At 60.0% G+C, this 18,818-nt stretch carries 18 protein-coding genes, 1 tRNA gene and 1 pseudogene; 12 read left to right on the forward strand and 8 right to left on the reverse strand.

Annotated features, from left to right (window positions below):
- Window positions 1-70 precede the first annotated feature (70 nt).
- Both N2599_RS38190 and N2599_RS04965 read left to right on the forward strand, forming a co-directional pair.
- The gene (locus N2599_RS38190) at window positions 71-301 is read left to right on the forward strand and encodes an anti-phage protein Upx-like protein (protein WP_027508667.1); all 231 of its coding nucleotides are present in this window, start codon (window positions 71-73) and stop codon (window positions 299-301) included.
- Entirely contained in the window at window positions 298-516 is a 219-nt protein-coding gene (locus N2599_RS04965; protein WP_027508668.1) for a site-specific integrase, read from the forward strand. Before N2599_RS38190 ends, N2599_RS04965 begins: the two co-directional genes overlap by 4 nt.
- A 132-nt stretch (window positions 517-648) precedes the next feature.
- On the opposite strand, the gene N2599_RS04970 is transcribed toward N2599_RS04965, so the two are convergent.
- Window positions 649-724: transfer RNA gene (locus tag N2599_RS04970), tRNA-Ile, on the reverse strand.
- A gap of 203 nt (window positions 725-927) precedes the next feature.
- Here N2599_RS04970 and N2599_RS04975 point away from each other — a divergent pair.
- From N2599_RS04975 to N2599_RS04990, 4 genes are all read left to right on the forward strand, one after another.
- The gene (locus N2599_RS04975) at window positions 928-1,626 is read left to right on the forward strand and encodes an SIMPL domain-containing protein (protein ID WP_375714134.1); all 699 of its coding nucleotides are present in this window, start codon (window positions 928-930) and stop codon (window positions 1,624-1,626) included.
- A 241-nt stretch (window positions 1,627-1,867) separates the two neighbouring features.
- Window positions 1,868-2,251 carry a BRA0787 family protein gene (locus N2599_RS04980; RefSeq protein ID WP_027508670.1) on the forward strand — a complete coding sequence of 128 codons (384 nt, stop codon included), beginning with the start codon at window positions 1,868-1,870 and terminating at the stop codon, window positions 2,249-2,251.
- Window positions 2,252-2,346: 95 nt separating this feature from the next.
- Window positions 2,347-2,748 carry a DUF4174 domain-containing protein gene (locus tag N2599_RS04985; protein ID WP_027508671.1) on the forward strand — a complete coding sequence of 134 codons (402 nt, stop codon included), beginning with the start codon at window positions 2,347-2,349 and terminating at the stop codon, window positions 2,746-2,748.
- 87 nt (window positions 2,749-2,835) lie between these two features.
- Window positions 2,836-3,324, forward strand: a complete 489-nt coding sequence (locus tag N2599_RS04990; protein ID WP_027508672.1) for a heme-degrading domain-containing protein — start codon at window positions 2,836-2,838, stop codon at window positions 3,322-3,324.
- Window positions 3,325-3,373: 49 nt separating this feature from the next.
- On the opposite strand, the gene N2599_RS04995 is transcribed toward N2599_RS04990, so the two are convergent.
- Window positions 3,374-4,633, reverse strand: a complete 1,260-nt coding sequence (locus tag N2599_RS04995) for an AGE family epimerase/isomerase (protein WP_027508673.1) — start codon at window positions 4,631-4,633, stop codon at window positions 3,374-3,376.
- A gap of 173 nt (window positions 4,634-4,806) precedes the next feature.
- Between N2599_RS04995 and metH the strand changes: the two genes are divergently transcribed.
- On the forward strand, window positions 4,807-8,580 hold the full coding sequence (metH, locus tag N2599_RS05000; protein WP_027508674.1) for a methionine synthase: 3,774 nt from the start codon (window positions 4,807-4,809) through the stop codon (window positions 8,578-8,580).
- Between the two features lie 684 nt (window positions 8,581-9,264).
- Here metH and N2599_RS05005 read toward each other — a convergent pair.
- The 4 genes and pseudogenes from N2599_RS05005 to N2599_RS05020 all read right to left on the reverse strand — a co-directional run.
- Window positions 9,265-9,333, reverse strand: a pseudogene (locus tag N2599_RS05005) (type II toxin-antitoxin system prevent-host-death family antitoxin); the annotation flags it as partial.
- Between the two features lie 93 nt (window positions 9,334-9,426).
- Window positions 9,427-10,191, reverse strand: coding sequence for a GntR family transcriptional regulator (locus N2599_RS05010; protein ID WP_027508676.1), 765 nt, complete (start codon window positions 10,189-10,191; stop codon window positions 9,427-9,429).
- Entirely contained in the window at window positions 10,188-11,072 is an 885-nt protein-coding gene (locus N2599_RS05015; RefSeq protein ID WP_027508677.1) for a glucosamine kinase nucleotide-binding domain-containing protein, read from the reverse strand. Before N2599_RS05015 ends, N2599_RS05010 begins: the two co-directional genes overlap by 4 nt.
- Window positions 11,073-11,340: 268 nt before the next feature.
- The gene (locus tag N2599_RS05020; RefSeq protein ID WP_156915224.1) at window positions 11,341-11,616 is read right to left on the reverse strand and encodes a hypothetical protein; all 276 of its coding nucleotides are present in this window, start codon (window positions 11,614-11,616) and stop codon (window positions 11,341-11,343) included.
- Between N2599_RS05020 and N2599_RS05025 the strand changes: the two genes are divergently transcribed.
- The 5 genes from N2599_RS05025 (at window position 11,606) to N2599_RS05045 (ending at window position 16,939) form a co-directional block, all read left to right on the forward strand.
- On the forward strand, window positions 11,606-12,865 hold the full coding sequence (locus tag N2599_RS05025; protein ID WP_027508678.1) for an ABC transporter substrate-binding protein: 1,260 nt from the start codon (window positions 11,606-11,608) through the stop codon (window positions 12,863-12,865). The two genes, N2599_RS05020 and N2599_RS05025, sit on opposite strands and share 11 nt — an antisense overlap.
- Window positions 12,866-13,065: 200 nt before the next feature.
- Window positions 13,066-14,010: a carbohydrate ABC transporter permease gene (locus tag N2599_RS05030; protein WP_027508679.1), complete on the forward strand. Its 945-nt coding sequence runs from the start codon at window positions 13,066-13,068 to the stop codon at window positions 14,008-14,010.
- Window positions 14,011-14,022: 12 nt separating this feature from the next.
- Window positions 14,023-14,865: a carbohydrate ABC transporter permease gene (locus N2599_RS05035; RefSeq protein WP_027508680.1), complete on the forward strand. Its 843-nt coding sequence runs from the start codon at window positions 14,023-14,025 to the stop codon at window positions 14,863-14,865.
- Window positions 14,862-15,926, forward strand: coding sequence for a Gfo/Idh/MocA family protein (locus N2599_RS05040; protein ID WP_027508681.1), 1,065 nt, complete (start codon window positions 14,862-14,864; stop codon window positions 15,924-15,926). Before N2599_RS05035 ends, N2599_RS05040 begins: the two co-directional genes overlap by 4 nt.
- Window positions 15,927-15,937: 11 nt before the next feature.
- On the forward strand, window positions 15,938-16,939 hold the full coding sequence (locus N2599_RS05045; protein WP_027508682.1) for an ABC transporter ATP-binding protein: 1,002 nt from the start codon (window positions 15,938-15,940) through the stop codon (window positions 16,937-16,939).
- Window positions 16,940-16,965: 26 nt separating this feature from the next.
- Here N2599_RS05045 and N2599_RS05050 read toward each other — a convergent pair whose 3' ends face one another.
- Both N2599_RS05050 and N2599_RS05055 read right to left on the reverse strand, forming a co-directional pair.
- Window positions 16,966-17,271 (reverse strand): NIPSNAP family protein, encoded by a 306-nt coding sequence (locus N2599_RS05050; protein ID WP_027508683.1) that lies wholly within the window; start codon window positions 17,269-17,271, stop codon window positions 16,966-16,968.
- Window positions 17,272-17,331: 60 nt separating this feature from the next.
- On the reverse strand, window positions 17,332-18,675 hold the full coding sequence (locus tag N2599_RS05055; protein WP_027508684.1) for an MFS transporter: 1,344 nt from the start codon (window positions 18,673-18,675) through the stop codon (window positions 17,332-17,334).
- Window positions 18,676-18,818: the final 143 nt, after the last annotated feature.

An 18,818-nucleotide genomic window follows, 5' to 3' on the forward strand; every position in this document is an offset into this window, starting at 1 on the left:
TGAAAGTCGCCCAACCGGAAATTCCGCCTCGATAAATGAAGGCGCATCTTTCAGCGCGGATGGCCGTGTCATGCTTTTGGAATGCAAAGATCTTCAGTTTGCGAAGACGCCAGGCCAGATAGCAAAGCAGCTATCAAAATTTCGTGGCAAAACGAACGCGAAAGGACGGCCGGATTTGTTGGCCAAGCATCTGAAATGTGTGAGGTTGGTAAATGAGAATAAAGCTGCATTCACCGCTCATTTGAAGCTCGGCCAAGTTCCAAGGTCGCTCTTGCAGGCGCGAGTTTTTATCGGTCAGTGAGCCGCCAAATTCGAGGCTATATTTTCCCGACCGGGAAAATTATTGATGGCAATCTCTTTTGCTTCTGTAAATTTCCCGATCGGGAAAAACCACTCGGTCTCAGAAAGGCGTCCGCGACCATCCTCGCCGGGGCCGGCGCGACCGAACATCAGTTGATGGCGATCTTTGGCTGGTCTGATTCCAAGATGGCGCAGCACTACACGAAAGCCGCTTAATCCAAGGGGATCATCGATGCCGGTTTCGAGCGCCGCAAAACCTATGTGGCGCGCAAAAATGTCCCACTTTCATCGAGCCGGTGAGACACATCGAGGAAAAAACGACGCAAAAACAACGTTCGAAGACGGAAATGGTGGGCCCGGAGGGACTCGAACCCCCAACCAAGCGGTTATGAGCCGCCGGCTCTAACCATTGAGCTACAGGCCCTCACGTGGCTTTGCCTCGCGGGCAGCGGGGCAATGGTTCCCCGGTGCGATTTCGCTCTAACGTAATTCGGATGCAGCGACAAGACGCTGCCGCAATAGCTTCACAATCAATCGGCAAAGAGTGAGGTGAAATGGCGACAACCAAGGAGTGAAAAAATGGCGCTGCGGACTATCAGGAACTTGGCTTTCGGCGTGCTGATCGGCATGCCGGCCGCGCTTGCGGGGGCTTCGGCTTCGGCGGCGGACGAATCGAAGCCGCGCGAGCCGGTGATCATGGTCTCGGGCGAGGGCCAGTCGGCGGTGGCGCCGGATATGGCTGTGCTCAACCTTGCCGTCGTCAAACAGGCGAAGACGGCGCGCGAAGCGCTTGACGAGAACAACAAGGCGATGGCGAGCGTCCTGGCAGCGCTGAAGAAGGGCGGGATTGCCGACAAGGATCTGCAGACATCGGGCTTTTCGGTGCAGCCGCAGTATAACTATCCGCAGAACACCGATGGCCAGCCGAAACCGCCGGAGCTGATCGGCTACCAGGTTTCGAACGGGCTGACGGTGCGCGTGCGCGATCTTGGCGAGCTGGGCGGCATCATCGACCAGGCCGTGACGCTCGGCATCAACCAGGGCGGTGACATCCAGTTCACCAACGACAAGCCGGAGGCAGTGATCGAGGCGGCTCGCAAAGATGCCGTTGCGGCGGCGATCAAGAAGGCAAAGACGCTGACGGAGGCTGCCGGCGTGAAGCTCGGCCGCATCATCGAGATCAGCGAAAACAACGTTCGGCCCCTGCCGCAGCCGGCCTATCGCGCGGCGATGATGAAGGAGGCGAGCGACGCTTCCGTGCCGGTCCAGGGCGGTGAAAACACCTATAATGTTACGGTCAACGTGACCTTCGCGCTCGAACAGTAAGCTCAAATCTCCACTTCAAAGTGAAAAAAAGCCATTGATGTCCTTAAGCGATATCAATGGCTTATCCGTTTTAAGGCACCCGTTGGCAGCCCGGCGGGCATAAATCGCTTTATCACGCGAGTGTTACACTATAAAATCGATCGTGTTATTCGGTCCGGAGAGAACCCCTGGGGTTCTGTGTGTCCTGCTTCGATCCCGGCCGATGAGGAGGAACTGGCTTAATCCACGAGAGGAGACAGACATGACGAATGCCTTGCCGCCACTTCACAACGGACACGCGCCGATCACCCTTCAGGAACTCTTCCGCGAAGCGCTCTATGCCTTCGAGGAATGGGATACGGAACTTACCGAACCGATCGTCACGTTCGAAGGCCGGGTCATCCCGATCAGTCTCGTCTTCGAGGCTATGCGTGAATGCGACGATATCGTGCCGATGAACATTGTCGGCGCCGTTACCGAAAGACTGACCAAACCCTGGGAAGGCGAGGGTCCGCTCGATCAGATGAGCTTCTCGACGGCCGCCCGCGTCATGCGCGTGCTGGTGCGCAAGCGCCTTCTTGCCAATGGCGGCGCCGATATCGTCGCCGTCACCAGCCGCACGGCCGAACGCAAACCGCCCGAATGAGCCTTGAGGGATCGCGGCCGGACCGCGGTCCCCACCCGGCAGGGAACCGGTCTCACTTCCAATCGTTGAAGACAAATACGAAGGATGTGAGCCCCATGCTAAAATCAATCATACGCGAAATCATGGGTCCGGCGCCGCGTGCGCCCGTTTCGCCGGACTGTCTCAAACCGTTCATCGGTTACAAACGGCTGCTCATCATATTCGCGGATGCGGATGACGATCGCGCGACCGTTCAGGACGAACTGCTGCGCACCTCGCATCTGCGGTTCATCGAGGAGGATATCGAGGTGTTCAGCATTGCCGGCGGCGGGGTGTTCCCGCTTTTCGAAGGCTCCTACGAGCTCGATGCCGACGACATCCGCGACGGCCTCGAAGGACCGCGGCCTGGCGAGTTCGGGCTCGTGCTGCTCGATCGCGACGGCAAGGTGAAGCTGCGTTCCAGCGAACCCATGCAGCCGGCGGAAATCATCGGGGCGCTGTCGTCGATGCCGCATTGATCGCAGGTATCACCACGATTTTGCTTTACTTTTCGGCTCCGCATGCGGATGTTTTCTGCCGTCCGATTGCAGAAGAGGAGTAGGGCTATGACCATCGAGGAGGATCTCGGCCGGATCGCGGAGCAAGAAAAGGTGCTGAGTTTCGATACCTTCGACCTTGCGACCGCCTGGCAGCTCGGCAAGCTGCTGCAGGAACTTTCGACCGAACGCGGCCTCGGCGTGGCAATCGACGTAACACTCCACTCAATGCCGGCCTTTTATGCGGCACTTCCCGGTGCAACACCCGACAACGTCCAGTGGGTGCGTCGCAAGCGCAACATGGTGCTCCGCTATTTCAAGAGCAGCTATGCGTGCGGCCTGAAGCTGCAGAAAGACGGCAAGACGGTCGAGGACAACGGGCTTTCTGGTGCCGACTACGCGCCGCACGGCGGCAGTTTCCCGATCAACGTCAAAGGGACCGGCTGCATCGGCGCCGTCACGGTTTCCGGCCTGCCGCAACGCGACGACCACAATCTCGTCGTCGAGGCGCTATCGCTGATGCTGGCGAAGGATTTGGATTCCTTGCGGTTGAGCTGAGGGATTTAACTGTGGGGCGCACTTACCGGCCTTGCGCCCGCCACTTGCTTTAAATTCTCCCGCCGGCTTCGATAATACCCTTGGTCAGGCTGCCGGCCGCCGGGAAGAGCGGAATGAGGCAGGCCTGGAGGGCATGGTAGATATCGCCCTTGCCGGGAAAGAGGCTGTGGGAGGGAACGAGGTCTTCCGTCAGCTCTTCGTGCCAGCCGCGGTTCTCGTGGTCTATGAAGGCGCGTTCAATGACATTCCAGATCTTGCGGTAGCTTTGCTCGTGGAAGTCGCTCGGCAGGTGCTCGTTGAGGAAGTGGGCGGCGGCGGCACCCTCGCAGGCCGGCCACCAGAGCTTGTTGCGCTTGGCGGGCTTATCGTCCCAATCGAGCGTATAGAAGAAGCCGCCTTTCCTGCTGTCCCAGCCGAGCGCCATGGACTGCGAGAAGAGGCCCTTTGCCGCGTCCGGCATCCAGTCGTGGCGCTTGCCGCCGAGCGACCAGAGTTGCAGGATGAGGCGAGCCCATTCCAGCCAGTGGCCGGGCGTGGTGCCGGCGGGACGGAACATTTCGTTCGGATGATAGTAATTCTTGTCGAGGGCCCAATCGGCGCTGAAATGTTCCGCAACGCGCCAGCCGACGGAACCGGCCGCGCGGAGGATGACGAGGTCGGCAATGCTTTCGGCCTTGGCGAGATAGTCCTTGTCGCCGGTGGCCTCGAAGGCGGCCATCAGCGCTTCGGTCAGATGCATGTTGGAGTTCTGGCCGCGATAGGCGCCGCCGTCGAGCGGCTGCCAGTCGGCGGTGAATTCCTCGGCGATGGCGCCGTGTTGCGCCTCCCAGAACTTCGTGTTTAGGATTTCCGTAATGTCGGCCAGCATTCCGTCGGCCAGCGGATGGCCGATCGTCTTGGCGGAAGAGGCGGCGAGCAATACGAAGGCGTGGCCGTAGCCCTGCTTGTTGGAATCAACGGGACCATCGTTGTCTAGCGACCAGAAATAACCGCCGTTCTTCTTGTCGCGATGATGGTTCCAGAGATAGTCCATCCCATGATCGACGACGCTGGCGGCACCCGGACGGCCAAGAAGGACGCCGATCGAGAAGCAATGGACCGCGCGCGCTGCGATATGGATGCTGCGAACCTGACCCTCGGCATCAAGCGGTTTGCCATGATCATCGAGATCGTAGAAGCCGCCTTTGGGATTGATAGAATTGTGCTGGAAGAAATCGAAAAGGCCGTTCGCCTGGGCAAGAAGCCAGTTCCGGTGATAGGCACGGGCGCTCCAGTTTCCGAGCCCGGTGCCGCCGATTGCAGGTGCCATGTTACTTCTCCCATTTCGTGCACAACGCCTTGCGAAAAGGCCTATATAGGGCACGCTCGAGTCTGTCACCCGCCAAGCCTTGCAAAGCATTAAACGTCAGGCATATATTGACATAAAGATATCTTTATGTGATTTGGTCACTTTGGTCTTTAACGACGTCAAGGAGTCCGCCCGTGTTCGACAATCTTTTCGGTCCCGAAGGGGCAAAACGCGACGGCAGCGAAGTCTTTGCAGCTCTGCGGAAAGCCGCAAGCGAGCGAATCCTCGTTCTTGACGGCGCCATGGGCACGCAGATCCAGGGCCTTGGCTACGATGAGGACCAGTTCCGGGGCGAGCGCTTCATCGGCTGCGCCTGTCACCAGAAGGGCAATAACGACCTTCTGATCCTGACGCAGCCGCAGGCGCTCGAGGAAATCCACTACAAATACGCCAAGGCCGGCGCGGATATTCTCGAAACCAATACCTTCTCCTCGACCCGCATCGCGCAGGCCGATTATCAGATGGAAGGCGAAGTCTACGCGCTGAACAAGGAGGGCGCCGAGATCGTGCGCCGCGCGGCGATCCGAGCCGAGCGCGAGGATGGCCGCCGCCGTTTCGTCGCCGGCGCCATCGGCCCTACGAACCGTACCGCCTCGATTTCGCCTGACGTCAACAATCCGGGTTTCCGTGCGATCAGCTTCGATGAACTGCGTATCGCCTATGGCGAGCAGATCGACGGCCTCATCGATGGCGGCGCCGACATCATCCTCATCGAGACCATTTTCGACACGCTGAACGCCAAGGCAGCGATCTTTGCCTGCGAGGAGCGGTTCGAAGCGAAGGGCATCCGCCTGCCGGTGATGATCTCCGGCACGATCACCGACCTTTCCGGCCGCACGCTGTCCGGCCAGACGCCATCGGCCTTCTGGAATTCGGTGCGCCACGCCAATCCATTTACGATCGGTCTCAACTGCGCGCTCGGCGCCAATGCGATGCGTCCGCACCTGCAGGAGCTTTCGGGCGTTGCCGACGTCTTCGTCTGCGCCTATCCGAATGCCGGCCTGCCGAACGAATTCGGCCAGTACGACGAAACGCCGGAGCTGATGGCCGCACAGATCGACAGCTTCGCGCGCGAGGGCCTCGTCAATATCGTCGGCGGCTGCTGCGGCTCGACGCCGGAGCATATCCACGCGATCGCCGAAACGGTTGCCAAGTACAAGCCACGGCCGATCCCGGAGCACCGGCCGTTCATGTCGCTTTCCGGCCTCGAGCCCTTCGAGCTGACCAAGGATATCCCGTTCGTCAATGTCGGCGAGCGCACCAACGTCACCGGTTCGGCCCGCTTCCGCAAGCTGATCACCAATGCCGACTACAATGCGGCGCTCGATGTGGCGCGCGATCAGGTCGAAAACGGCGCTCAGGTCATCGACATCAACATGGACGAGGGCCTGATCGATTCGGAAAAGGCGATGGTCGAGTTCCTGCATCTGATTGCCGCCGAGCCGGATATTGCCCGCGTGCCGGTGATGATCGATTCGTCGAAGTTCTCGATCATCGAGTCGGGCCTGAAATGCGTCCAGGGCAAGCCGATCGTCAATTCGATCTCGCTGAAGGAAGGCGAGGAGAATTTCCTTGCCCAGGCGAAGCTGCTGCACCGCTATGGTGCCGCCGTCGTCGTCATGGCCTTCGACGAGACGGGGCAGGCGGATTCTTACAAGCGCAAGGTGGAAATCTGCACGCGCGCCTATAAGCTGTTGACCGAGAAGGCGGGCTTTCCGCCTGAAGACATCATCTTCGATCCCAACATCTTCGCGGTCGCGACCGGCATCGAGGAGCACAACAACTACGGCGTCGATTTCATCGAGGCGACGCGCACGATCCGTCAGCGTATGCCGCTGGTGCACATTTCAGGCGGCGTTTCCAACCTGTCATTCTCGTTCCGTGGCAACGAGCCGGTGCGCGAGGCGATGCATGCCGTATTCCTCTACCACGCCATCCAGGCGGGTATGGACATGGGCATCGTCAATGCCGGCCAGCTCGCGGTCTACGACCAGATAGATCCGGAACTGCGCGAGGCCTGCGAGGACGTCGTTTTGAACCGCCGTCCGGATGGTACCGAGCGCCTGCTCGAAGTCGCCGAACGTTTCCGCGGTTCAGGGACCAAGGAAGCCAGGGTTCAGGATCTTTCCTGGCGCGAATGGACGGTCGAGAAGCGTCTTGAACACGCGCTGGTCAACGGCATCACCGAATATATCGACGCCGATACCGAGGAGGCCCGCCAGAAGGCGGCGCGTCCGCTGCATGTCATCGAGGGCCCGCTGATGGCCGGCATGAACGTGGTCGGCGATCTCTTCGGCTCGGGCAAGATGTTCCTGCCGCAGGTCGTCAAGTCGGCGCGCGTCATGAAGCAGGCGGTCGCCGTGCTGCTGCCTTACATGGAAGAGGAAAAGCGCCTGAACGGCGGCGATGAGAGGAAGACTGCCGGCAAGATCCTGATGGCGACCGTCAAGGGCGATGTGCACGATATCGGCAAGAACATCGTCGGCGTCGTACTTGCCTGCAACAATTACGAGATCATCGACCTCGGCGTGATGGTGCCGGCGACGAAAATCCTCGAGACGGCGGTGGCCGAGAAGGTCGATGTCATCGGCCTTTCGGGTCTCATTACGCCTTCGCTTGACGAGATGGTGCATGTGGCAGCCGAAATGGAACGTGAGGGCTTCGATATCCCGCTGCTGATCGGCGGCGCGACGACGAGCCGCGTTCATACGGCTGTGAAGATCCATCCGGGCTACAACAAGGGCCAGACGGTTTATGTGACGGATGCGAGCCGTGCCGTCGGCGTCGTCTCGTCCTTGCTTTCTCCGGATACGCGCCAGTCCTATATCGATGACATTCGCGGCGAATATGCCAAGGTTGCTGCCGCCCATGCGCGCAGCGAAGCGGAGAAGGTTCGCCTGCCGCTCCCTCGCGCCCGCGAGAATGCGCAGCAGGTGGATTGGGCCGCCCACAAGCCGACCAGGCCGCAGTTCATCGGCACCAAGGTGTTCGAGGACTACGATCTGGCGGAAATCGCCAAGTACATCGACTGGACGCCGTTCTTCCAGACCTGGGAATTGCGTGGCCGTTATCCCGCGATCCTTGAAGACGAGAAGCAGGGCGAAGCGGCGCGAGCGCTCTGGGTCGATGCGCAGGCGATGCTGAAGAAGGTGATCGACGAGAAGTGGTTCCGCCCGCGCGCCGTGATCGGCTTCTGGCCGGCTGGCGCTGTCGGTGACGATATCCGTCTCTTCACGGATGAGGCGCGCAACAGAGAGCTTGCAACCTTCTATACGCTCCGCCAGCAGCTTTCGAAGCGCGACGGCCGCCCGAACGTGGCTCTGTCGGATTTCGTCGCGCCGGTTTCGAGCGGTGTCGAGGATTATGTCGGCGGCTTCGTGGTGACGGCGGGTATCGAGGAAATCGCCATTGCCGAGCGCTTCGAGCGGGCGAACGACGACTACTCCTCGATCCTCGTCAAGGCGATCGCCGACCGCTTTGCGGAGGCCTTTGCCGAGCGCATGCACGAACGGGTCCGCCGTGAATACTGGGGCTATGCCAAAGACGAGACGCTCAGCAACGAGCAACTCATTACCGAGGAATATGCCGGCATCCGCCCCGCACCTGGCTATCCGGCGCAGCCCGACCACACGGAAAAGGCAACGCTCTTCCGCCTGCTCGACGCTGAGAAAGCAGCCGGCGTGAAGCTGACGGAAAGCTACGCGATGTGGCCCGGTTCTTCGGTCTCCGGCCTCTATATCGGCCACCCCGACAGCTACTATTTCGGCGTTGCCAAGGTGGAACGCGACCAGGTCGAGGACTATGCTGCGCGTAAGGGCATGGAGATTTCCGAAGTGGAACGCTGGCTCGGGCCGGTGCTCAACTACGTGCCGCGCAAGGCGGCTGAGCAGATCGACGACGCGGCGTAAGGGCGGAGCGCGCGATGTTCAGGTCGATTCAAAAAAGCCGGAAAGTGACTCATTTTCCGGGTTTATCTATTTGAATCGAAAGACAAGTCTCGGTCACCGGCGTACCGAGGCTGTCTTGTTACCCCGCGCAAGTTCGAGGAATTTGGCTTTGACCCAGCCAAAGAGGCTTGGAGGAATGAAACCGTAAGGGAATGTTCCCTAGCTGCCAGGTACTGGTGACAGTCGGCCATTCGTCGACATTGTATTCTGAGACGATGACCCAACTCGGCTCATCGTTGAGACCGATTGCCTGCTTTACTTTCAACGGTATTTCGACACCGACCGTGCTTCCGGATGGCGGTGCATGAGTGATTGGCAAGAGAACGACATAACGGGGCTGGCTGCCGCTGTCGCTTGCAGCGACGAGACATGGCGGTCTGTCCTTCCCTTGATGCCTGCCAGAAGGGGCTTCACACGACCACAGATAATCGTAACGGACGACAAGACCCGGTTTCGTTCGGGGATCGATGCCATGCGGGTCTACAGCAATTCATCGAGATCTGAATGAGCTGGATCCGTTTGAGCGCGCTCGACGGCGTCGATGACAATGGAAAAAGCGTCGGCGGTGCGGTGCGTGCGTTTCGCGGCGGCCCTTAGCCAATCATAATGTTCGGCTGACATCAGAACGAGTTCGCGGCGTCCGTGCCGGGTGATCTCGATAGGCTCCCGCTGCGCCTGATGCTGGAATTCGCCGATTTTGCGCTGAAATTCCAATGCGGTGGTTTGGGTGATGGTCTTTCCAATAAGTTCTAAATCCGAACTATACGTATAATCCAGATCTTCTGCGAGGACGTTTTACGCCTAAGCTCAGCTTGCCCCGATCGTCAGTTCTGCCACGAAATCATACGCGTCCCCACGATAGAGCGAGCGGGTGAATTCGACGGCCCGCCCCGAGCCGAGATAGGAGATACGTTCGATCGACAGGCCGGCGGCACCAACAGGGACGCCAAGGAGATGGGCGTCGGCTTCCTTCATGTTGGTGGCCGAGATGCGCTGCACCGCGCGGACGGGACGAACTTGACGCCGCTCGAGTTCGGCATAAAGCGATGTCGTCACCACGAAAGGGTCCGGCAGGAATTCGCCGGAAACACTAGCATTCTCGATCGCCAGAGGCTGATCGTCGGCAATGCGCAGGCGGCTCAGCCGCGAGACCTTGATATCAGCGGCGAGGCCGAGAATCATCATCTCGTCGGGCGAGGGGGTGTGAATGCCTTTGTGCAGCCATTCGGAGCGCGAGGTCATGCCGCGGCGGGCCATATCCTCGGTGAAGGAGGTGAGTTGGGACAGCCGCTGTTCGACCTTCGAGACCGGCTTGGCCACGAACGTGCCGGAGCCGTGGCGGCGCACGAGCAGGCCGTCCGCAACGAGTTCGTCTATCGCCTTGCGGACTGTAACGCGGCTGACGGTCGCAAACTCCGCGATGTCGCGCTCCGGCGGCAAGGCATCGCCATGGCCGAGCGTACCGGCGCGGATGGCCTCTTCAAGGGTGCGGCGCAGCTTGACATAGAGCGGGCCGCTGCCGCCGGCCTGGAGGCGCTCGGGCGAAAGGATGCTGGCGAAATCATCCGTCATGCCGCACCCTTCTGTCGCTCCTGAAGAAATTTTACTGCGAGATCGACCGCGCCCTGGAGGACGTCGCCTTTCGGCTCTGCAAGCAGTGCCTTGTGCCGCTCCGCAAGCCAGGGTCCATAGGCCTTTGCGAGGCCGCCGAGCAGGCAGATCGCCGGACATTGCGGCCAGAGGAGGGTGTCCAAGTTCTCGTCGATCGCCGCTGCGGCGTCCTTAACGATGGCAATTGCGATCTCGTCGTCTTGGGCGGCATATTCGAAGACCAGCGGCGCATAGCGCGCGAAATCCTTGGGCTTTGCGGTATGGGCGAATTCCACGACGCGTTCGGGGTTGCCGCCGTATTCAGACATCAGCCTTGCGGTCAGCGGCGACGACGGACGCACCTTGTCGTAGGCGAGCAGGGACTTTTCCAATAGGTCGCGGCCGAGGCGCGCGCCGCTTGCCTGGTCGCCGACGACGAATCCCCAGCCGCCAATGCCGCGCAATTTGCCGTCCCGGCGTGCATTATAGACCGAGCCAGTGCCAAAGGCGCCGATGACGCCGTCGGAATCGCCAAGCGCGCCCTGAAGCGCGATCAGAGCATCGGTGACGACATGGCCGTCCGCGAAAGGCAGGGCGCGGTCGATGCGGGTTCCGTAGTCGCCGACGTTGGCTCCCGCGACGCCGACGACAGCGGAGACCTTGGAAACGGTTTCTGCAGGCAGGCCCGCATCCCGCAGAGCCTCGCGCGCTGACTCCACGATATTGAGGAGAGAGTTGTCGAGATCGGAAAGGATATTGGCAGGCCCCGCCTTGCCGCGGCCCAGAACGTTGCCCCTCCCGTCCGCAACTGCAGCACGGCAGCCAGATCCGCCTCCGTCTATCCCGATTGCAAGTTCCGTCATCGAACCTCCGAATGCCGCATTCCCTTGGTTTTTACTACAATACCAAAAAAATACCATTTACCAAGTGGAATTGGCTCGAAAATTTCGCCGTTTTATCTATTTGATTTTAAATGATAAAATTTTTAAACGAAATTTGTATGCGCCAAAAGTTAAATTTGGCTGGACAATTGGTATTTTTTTGGACTTAATTCCGGAAAAGGGAACAGCACCTAGAGGCAGATAGAAACCGGCGCTAAAATGATCTGCTGGTGTCTTAAGAAAGATCGCATCACGATTGCCGCTTCAGGGCGCGCGCTTCATGGGAGATCAGGCCGCCGCAGCTTTTTCCTTTCGAGAATATCGCGCCCAGTTCAGCGTATTGGGAGGGCGCATTCTGGCCGGGGGCGTCTTTGCTTTCCGTGTCCGTCGAGCTTCCGGAGCCGGCAGTTGCTGGCGGCCCCACCAAGGTGGCGTTGGGTGTAAACCTCAGGCACGCCAACTGCTTGTACCAGAACCAAGATAGCGCCTTGCGGCGCTTAAAACAGGAGAGGGAAATGAAAAACACTGCTCTGAAAAGCCTGCTGCTTGCCTCCAGTCTGCTCACGTCTGCTGGCTTTGCCTATTCTGCGGACGTCACGCTGACGATCGAAAGCTGGCGTAACGACGACCTGCAGATCTGGCAGGAAAAGATCATTCCGGCCTTCGAAGCCAAGAACCCGGGCATCAAGCTCGTCTTCTCGCCGACCGCTCCGACGGAATACAACGCTTCACTGAACGCAAAGCTCGATGCCGGCTCTGCAGGCGACATCATCACCTGCCGTCCGTTCGACGCGTCGCTCGAACTCTTCAACAAGAAGCAGCTTGCCGATCTCACCAGCCTGCCAGGCATGGAAAACTTCACGCCGGTTGCGAAGGCTGCCTGGTCGACCGACGACGGCAAGTCCACCTTCTGCGTACCGATGGCTTCGGTCATCCACGGCTTCATCTACAACAAGGATGCCTTCGAAAAGCTCGGCATCGCCGTTCCGAAGACGCAGGACGAGTTCTACGCCGCTCTCGAAAAGATCAAGGCGGACGGCACCTACATTCCGATGGCAATGGGTACGAAGGACCTCTGGGAGGCCGCGACCATGGGCTACCAGAACATCGGCCCGAACTATTGGAAGGGCGAAGAGGGCCGCATGGCCTTGATCGAAGGCAAGAAGAAGCTGACGGATGCCGAGTGGGTCGAGCCCCTTAAGGAACTTGCCAAGTGGAAGCCTTATCTCGGCGATGGCTTCGAAGCGCAGACCTATTCCGACAGCCAGAACCTCTTCACGCTCGGCCGTGCGGCGATCTACCCGGCTGGTTCCTGGGAAATTTCGCTGTTCAACAGCCAGGCGCAGTTCAAGATGGGCGCATTCCCGCCGCCGGTTCCGAAGGCTGGCGACACCGGCTACATCTCCGACCATCCGGACATCGGCGTCGGTCTCAATACGAAGAGCGCGCATGCCGAAGAAGCCAAGAAGTTCCTGAGCTGGGTTGCCTCCTCCGAATTCGCAGACATCTACGCGAACTCGCTGCCGGGCTTCTTCAGCCTGAACTCCAACCCGGTGAAGATGAGCGATCCGTTGGCACAGGAATTCGTTTCCTGGCGCGGCCCGTACAAGTCGACCGTCCGCTCGACCTACCAGATCCTGTCGCGCGGTACGCCGAACCTGGAAAACGAAACCTGGGTCGAATCGGCCAATGTCATCAACGGCACCGACACGCCGGAAGTGGCTGCCGAAAAGCTCCAGAAGGGTCTCGACGGCTGGTACAAGCCGGGCAAGTAAGCCGGCGTCGATTAGGCAGGGCGGCGATTTCGCCGCCCTCATTCCTGTGCTCGTCACAGGAAGCCAGCCACGCGAAGTCTTTCGCGTGAGAAGAGTCTCCCGTGCCGCCAACGCGGCGCAACTGGATCCCTGTGTGAACCCCGGACATAAACCCGAGGACAGGGACGAGGGGAGAGAACGAAGCAAAGCGAGCCAGAACAATGACCGATCTGACAGCGGAAACCGCGATACCGATCAGGCGCCCGGTGCGCTGGCATATCGGCGTCTTTCTTCTCCCGGCAATCATCGTCTATTCGGCGATCATGGTCCTGCCGCTGATCGAAACGCTCAGGCTTTCGTTCTACAACATCGTCGACGGCACGCCCGCCTTCGTCGGCCTTGCGAACTACAAGGTGCTGTTCGGCGATCCGCGCTGGGCGCATGATTTCTGGAATGCGCTTGTCAACAACCTGATCTTTTTCGCCATTCATATGTGCGTGCAGAATCCGATCGGCGTTGCGCTTGCAGCGCTTCTGTCCACGCCGCGGCTGCGTTTCGTCGCCTTCTACCGCACGGCGATGTTCCTGCCGACGCTCTTGTCGTTCGTGATCGTCGGCTTCATCTGGAAGCTGATCCTCTCGCCGATCTGGGGTGTCGCACCATGGCTGATGAGCCTTGTCGGCATGAAGTCCTTCTTCGCGCCCTGGCTCGGCCAGTCCGGTCCGGCGCTGGTCGCCGTGTCGCTGATCTCCAACTGGCAATATATCGGTATCCCGATGATGCTGATCTATGCGGCGCTGCTCAGCATTCCCGAAGAGGTGATCGAGGCTGCGGAATGCGATGGCATCACCGGCTGGGCACAGTTCTGGAAGATCAAGCTGCCGCTCATCCTGCCAGCGATCGGCATCATTTCGATCCTGACCTTCGTCGGTAATTTCAACGCTTTCGACTTGATCTACACCGTACAGGGCGCGCTTGCCGGTCCCAATATGTCAACCGATATCCTGGGAACGCTGCTTTACCGCACCTTCTTCGGCTTCCAGTTGCAGCTCGGCGACCGTTCCATGGGGGCGACGATCGCGACGGTGATGTTCCTGATCATCCTCGCCGGCGTCTCTTTCTATCTTTTCGCAATCCAGCGGCGCATGCGCCGGTATCAATTCTAAGGAGCGTGGTCCATGTCCAATAGAGCACGCACGTCCCCCCTCCGCGCCGGCCTCGTGCATTTGGCTTTGATCGGCTATACGCTCGTCGCCATCTTTCCGGTGTTTCTGACAATCATCAACTCGTTCAAGGACCGCAACGCGATCTTCCGCTCGCCGCTGCAGGTGCCGACGCCTTCGACCTTCAGCCTTGTCGGGTATCAGACGGTGCTGGGGCAGGGCGATTTCGCAACCTATTTCCAGAACAGCTTCATCGTGACGGTTGTTTCGATCTTCTTCGTGTTGCTGTTCGGTGCGATGGCGGCCTTCGCGCTTTCCGAATACCGCTTCCGCGGCAACACGCTCTTGGGCCTCTACATGGCGATCGGAATCATGATCCCGATCCGTCTCGGCACGGTGGCTATCCTGCAGGGCATGGTGGCCGCCGGCCTCGTCAATACGCTGACGGCGCTTGTTCTCGTCTATACCGCGCAGGGCATCCCGTTGGCGATCTTCATCCTGTCGGAATTCATGCGCACGGTTTCGGACGACCTGAAGAATGCCGGGCGCATCGACGGGTTGTCTGAATATGCAATCTTCTTCCGGCTCGTGCTGCCGCTCGTGCGCCCGGCAATGGCGACGGTCGCGGTTTTCACGATGATCCCGATCTGGAACGATTTGTGGTTCCCGCTGATCCTGGCGCCGTCTGAATCCACCAAGACCGTCACGCTCGGCTCGCAGATATTTATCGGCCAATTCGTGACCAACTGGAACGCCGTTCTGGCAGCACTTTCGCTGGCGATCCTGCCGATCCTCGTGCTTTACGTCATCTTCTCGCGGCAACTGATCCGCGGCATCACGTCCGGAGCAGTGAAATGACCGTTTCGCAGAAGCCGGTCCGCGTTCTCGTCGCGGGGCTCGGCAATATGGGCCGCAGCCATGCGCTCGCCTATCACAACAATCCGGGCTTCGAGATCGCCGGTCTCGTCAACCGTTCGAGGCCGAGCCTGCCGCCGGAGCTTGAGGGTTACACCATCTATCCGGACTTCACGACGGCGCTGGCCGAATTGAAGCCAGATCTCTGCGCCATCTGCACCTATTCCGACAGCCATGCCGATTATGCGGTCGCGGCGTTCGAGGCTGGTTGCGATGTCTTCGTGGAAAAGCCGCTGGCAACGACCGTCGCCGACGCCGAACGCGTCGTGGCGGCTGCGAAGAAAGCCGGGCGGAAGCTGGTGATCGGCTACATTCTTCGCCATCATCCGTCCTGGACGAAGCTGATCGAGGAAGCGCGGAAGCTTGGCGGACCCTACGTCTTCCGCATGAACCTCAATCAACAGTCTAGCGGCCCGACTTGGGAGACGCACAAATCGCTGATGCAGACGACATCGCCGATCGTGGATTGCGGCGTTCACTACGTAGACGTCATGTGCCAGATCACCGACGCGAAGCCGGTCGAGGTGCGCGGCATGGGCCTGCGGCTTTCCGACGAGATCGCGCCGGATATGTACAATTACGGCCAGCTGCAGGTGATCTTCGAAGATGGCTCCGTCGGCTGGTACGAAGCCGGCTGGGGGCCGATGATCTCGGAGACGGCCTTCTTCGTGAAGGATGTCATGTCCCCGAAGGGTGCCGTTTCCATCGTCATGGATCCGAACGCGAAATCGGATGATATCGACACGCACACCAAGACCTCCGTTATCCGGCTCCATAGCGCCGAGACCGGGCCGGACGGTAAGTTCATTACGCCGGATCAGGACATGACGATGGCCGGCGAACCGGGCCATCAGGAGCTCTGCGACCGTGAGCAGGCCTTCGTGCTGAAGGCCATTCGCGAGGACATCGACCTCAATCGCCACATGGCAGACGCCGTCGCGTCGCTGCGCATCTGCCTCGCCGCCGATGAGAGCGTGCGCACCGGGCAACCGGTCAAACTGTAAGGGAACGACTAGTGGGATCGCTTCAACTCAAATCCATCCGCAAGACCTATGGCACGCATGAAGTGCTGAAGGGCATCGACCTTGAGGTCAAGGACGGCGAATTCGTCATTTTCGTCGGGCCGTCTGGCTGCGGAAAATCGACCCTGCTGCGCAGCATCGCCGGCCTCGAGGACGTGACGTCCGGCACCGTTCTCATCAACGGCAAGGACGAAACCTTGACGCCGCCTGCCAAGCGCGGCATCGCGATGGTCTTCCAATCCTACGCCCTCTATCCCCACCTGACCGTAAAGGACAATATGGGTCTTGGCCTGAAGCAGGCGGGAATGCCGAAGGACCAGATCGAGACGCGCGTCGACAAGGCATCGTCAATGTTGTCGCTGGAGCCCTACTTGGCGCGCCGTCCGGCCGAACTCTCTGGCGGCCAGCGCCAGCGCGTTGCGATCGGCCGCGCCATCGTGCGCGAACCGGAACTCTTCCTCTTCGACGAGCCGCTGTCGAACCTCGATGCGGCGTTGCGCGTCCAGACACGACTCGAGATTGCCCGGTTGCACCGCAGCCTGAAGGCGACGATGATCTACGTCACCCACGACCAGGTCGAGGCGATGACGCTGGCCGACAAGATCGTCGTGCTGAACGCCGGTGCGATCGAGCAGGTCGGATCGCCGATGGAACTCTACAACCGTCCGGCCAACGTCTTCGTCGCAGGCTTCATCGGCTCGCCGATGATGAACTTGATTCCGGCAGAAAAGCTCGGCGACGGGGAGGCGAAGACGATCGGCGTTCGTCCCGAGCATTTGACGCTTTCGCGCGAGCAGGGGACCTGGAAGGCGAAAATCGTCCATGTCGAACATCTCGGTGCCGATACGATCGTCTATCTTGAGTCCGACCAATGCGGCCTGCTGACGGCGCGCCTCTTCGGCGAACACCAGTACGAGCCCGACGAGATCGTCTACGCGACGCCGGACAAGGCGCATATGCATCGCTTTGATGAGAACGAGCAGGCGATCCGTTAGGGCTTTTTCATACGGTTATCCTCAGCTCATCCGAGGACGGGCCGCATGAAGCTTCGTTCGTAGCTGATGATGCTGCGGTTGTGGCGGTCGAGCTCGAAGGCCGCCTGGCATTCGGGGTCCGTCGCCATGCGCGTGCGATAATCCTCGTAGGCGGCAAGGCTCGGGAACGAAAAGAGGGCAACGGCAATGTTGTTGGCGCCTTCCGACGGCAGGAAGTAGCCGTGATGAGTGCCGCCCATCCGATTGACGATCGGAATCCAGAGCCGGGCGTATTCCTCGAATTCCGCGACCTTGTAAGGGTCGAGGACGTAGCGCAAATGGCAGGTAATCATTGAAATATCCTCGAATGATGATTTGCCGGGCAAACTTCCGTCCGGCCGTTGGGAAGTGGCTTACGAGCTTGCCGCGAGCCGCTCGGTGAGTTCCTCGATGCCGACTTCGGCTTCGACGCTATCGCCCTTGGCCATCAGGTAAAGACCGAGAACAAAAGCGAGCGCTGCGATGAAGAGCAGGTAATAGGCATGCGCCATCGGGTTGATCGGCAGAAGCGAAGCGACTGCGAGCGGCGTAAGGCCGCCGAAAATCGCGTAAGAGACGTTGTATGAAAATGAGAGGCCCGTGAAGCGGACGGGGGCCGGGAAGGCCCGGACCATCACATAGGGCACGGCGCCAACCATGCCGACGGCAAGGCCCATGATCGCGTAAAGCACGAAGAGTATGGTCAGCGAGACGGCGGCATAGGTGTAGAATGCGAAGGTCGCGACGCCGAAGAAGATGCTTGCGACGGTGAAGAACCTGCCGGAGCCGATCCGGTCGACGATCGCGCCGGCGGCTGCCGTGCCGAAGATCAAAAACAGCGTGCCGAAGCTTGTCGCGGCAAGCGATTGCTGGGCGGTATAGCCGTAAAGCTTCTGCAGGAAGGTCGCGGTCATCAGCGTCGTGACGACGATGCCTGCCGACAGGATCCAGGTCAGCAGCATCGAGATGACCACGCCGCGCGGATGATCGCGGAGAACCGCCTTCAGCGGCAGTTCCGGCACCAGCGAACGGCTCCGCTTCATTTCGGCGAAGATCGGCGTTTCCTGCAGCCAGCGGCGGAGATAGACGGCGACGAGGCCGAAGACGCCGCCGATGAAGAAGGGGATGCGCCAGGCATAAGCAGCGACATCCTCCGGCGTGAAGATCGAATTGATGATCGTCGCGATGAAGGAACCCAGCAGGATGCCGAGCGTCAGGCCAGAGCAGAGGAAGCCGCAGGCAAAGCCGACGCGGCGGAAGGGGACGTGTTCGGCGACGAAGGTCCAGGCGCCCGGTACTTCACCGCCGATTGCGGCACCCTGCAGCATGCGCATCAGGATCAGCAGGACGGGAGCGGCGACCCCGATCGAGGCATAGGTCGGCATGGCCGCCATGCCGAGGGTCGAAAGCGCCATCAGCAGGATTGAGAATGCGAAGACGCGCTTGCGGCCGAAGCGGTCGCCGAAATGCGCAAGCACGATACCGCCAAGCGGACGGACGAGATAGCCGGCGGCGAAGATGCCGAAGGTCTGGATCGTTACCAGCCAATCCGGCATGTCCGGCGGAAAAAACAGGTGGCCGATGACGGTGGCAAAGAACACGAAGATGATGAAGTCGTAGAATTCCAGCGCGCCGCCGAGAGCCGAAAGGCCGAGCGTGCGGAAATCCTGGGAGGTGAGACGGCGAGGGGCCGCGGCGGGCGTCGTGGTGGGAGACATGAGGCTGCGCCTTTGATGGACGGGGATCATTCGGTCCATGCGGCATGGCGCCCGTCAGTTCAAGCGCTTTTTACTGATGGCGGCATCACGATTGTTGAAGATGTTTGGAAATGAAGGAGGCGCGACGCACCGGAAGGGAATAT

Origin of the sequence: Rhizobium sullae (assembly GCF_025200715.1) — a bacterium.
In the GTDB taxonomy this organism is placed as follows: Bacteria; Pseudomonadota; Alphaproteobacteria; order Rhizobiales; family Rhizobiaceae; genus Rhizobium; species Rhizobium sullae.

Bases quoted from the DNA above. Each gene is read 5' to 3' on its own strand.
- N2599_RS38190 (WP_027508667.1), top strand. From the start codon at position 71: ATGCTTTTGGAATGCAAAGATCTTCAGTTTGCGAAGACGCCAGGCCAG.
- N2599_RS04975 (WP_375714134.1), top strand. From the start codon at position 928: ATGCCGGCCGCGCTTGCGGGGGCTTCGGCTTCGGCGGCGGACGAATCG.
- N2599_RS04980 (WP_027508670.1), top strand. From the start codon at position 1,868: ATGACGAATGCCTTGCCGCCACTTCACAACGGACACGCGCCGATCACC.
- N2599_RS04985 (WP_027508671.1), top strand. From the start codon at position 2,347: ATGCTAAAATCAATCATACGCGAAATCATGGGTCCGGCGCCGCGTGCG.
- N2599_RS04990 (WP_027508672.1), top strand. From the start codon at position 2,836: ATGACCATCGAGGAGGATCTCGGCCGGATCGCGGAGCAAGAAAAGGTG.
- N2599_RS04995 (WP_027508673.1), bottom strand. From the start codon at position 4,633: ATGGCACCTGCAATCGGCGGCACCGGGCTCGGAAACTGGAGCGCCCGT.
- N2599_RS05010 (WP_027508676.1), bottom strand. From the start codon at position 10,191: ATGACGGATGATTTCGCCAGCATCCTTTCGCCCGAGCGCCTCCAGGCC.
- N2599_RS05015 (WP_027508677.1), bottom strand. From the start codon at position 11,072: ATGACGGAACTTGCAATCGGGATAGACGGAGGCGGATCTGGCTGCCGT.
- N2599_RS05025 (WP_027508678.1), top strand. From the start codon at position 11,606: ATGAAAAACACTGCTCTGAAAAGCCTGCTGCTTGCCTCCAGTCTGCTC.
- N2599_RS05030 (WP_027508679.1), top strand. From the start codon at position 13,066: ATGACCGATCTGACAGCGGAAACCGCGATACCGATCAGGCGCCCGGTG.
- N2599_RS05035 (WP_027508680.1), top strand. From the start codon at position 14,023: ATGTCCAATAGAGCACGCACGTCCCCCCTCCGCGCCGGCCTCGTGCAT.
- N2599_RS05040 (WP_027508681.1), top strand. From the start codon at position 14,862: ATGACCGTTTCGCAGAAGCCGGTCCGCGTTCTCGTCGCGGGGCTCGGC.
- N2599_RS05050 (WP_027508683.1), bottom strand. From the start codon at position 17,271: ATGATTACCTGCCATTTGCGCTACGTCCTCGACCCTTACAAGGTCGCG.
- N2599_RS05055 (WP_027508684.1), bottom strand. From the start codon at position 18,675: ATGTCTCCCACCACGACGCCCGCCGCGGCCCCTCGCCGTCTCACCTCC.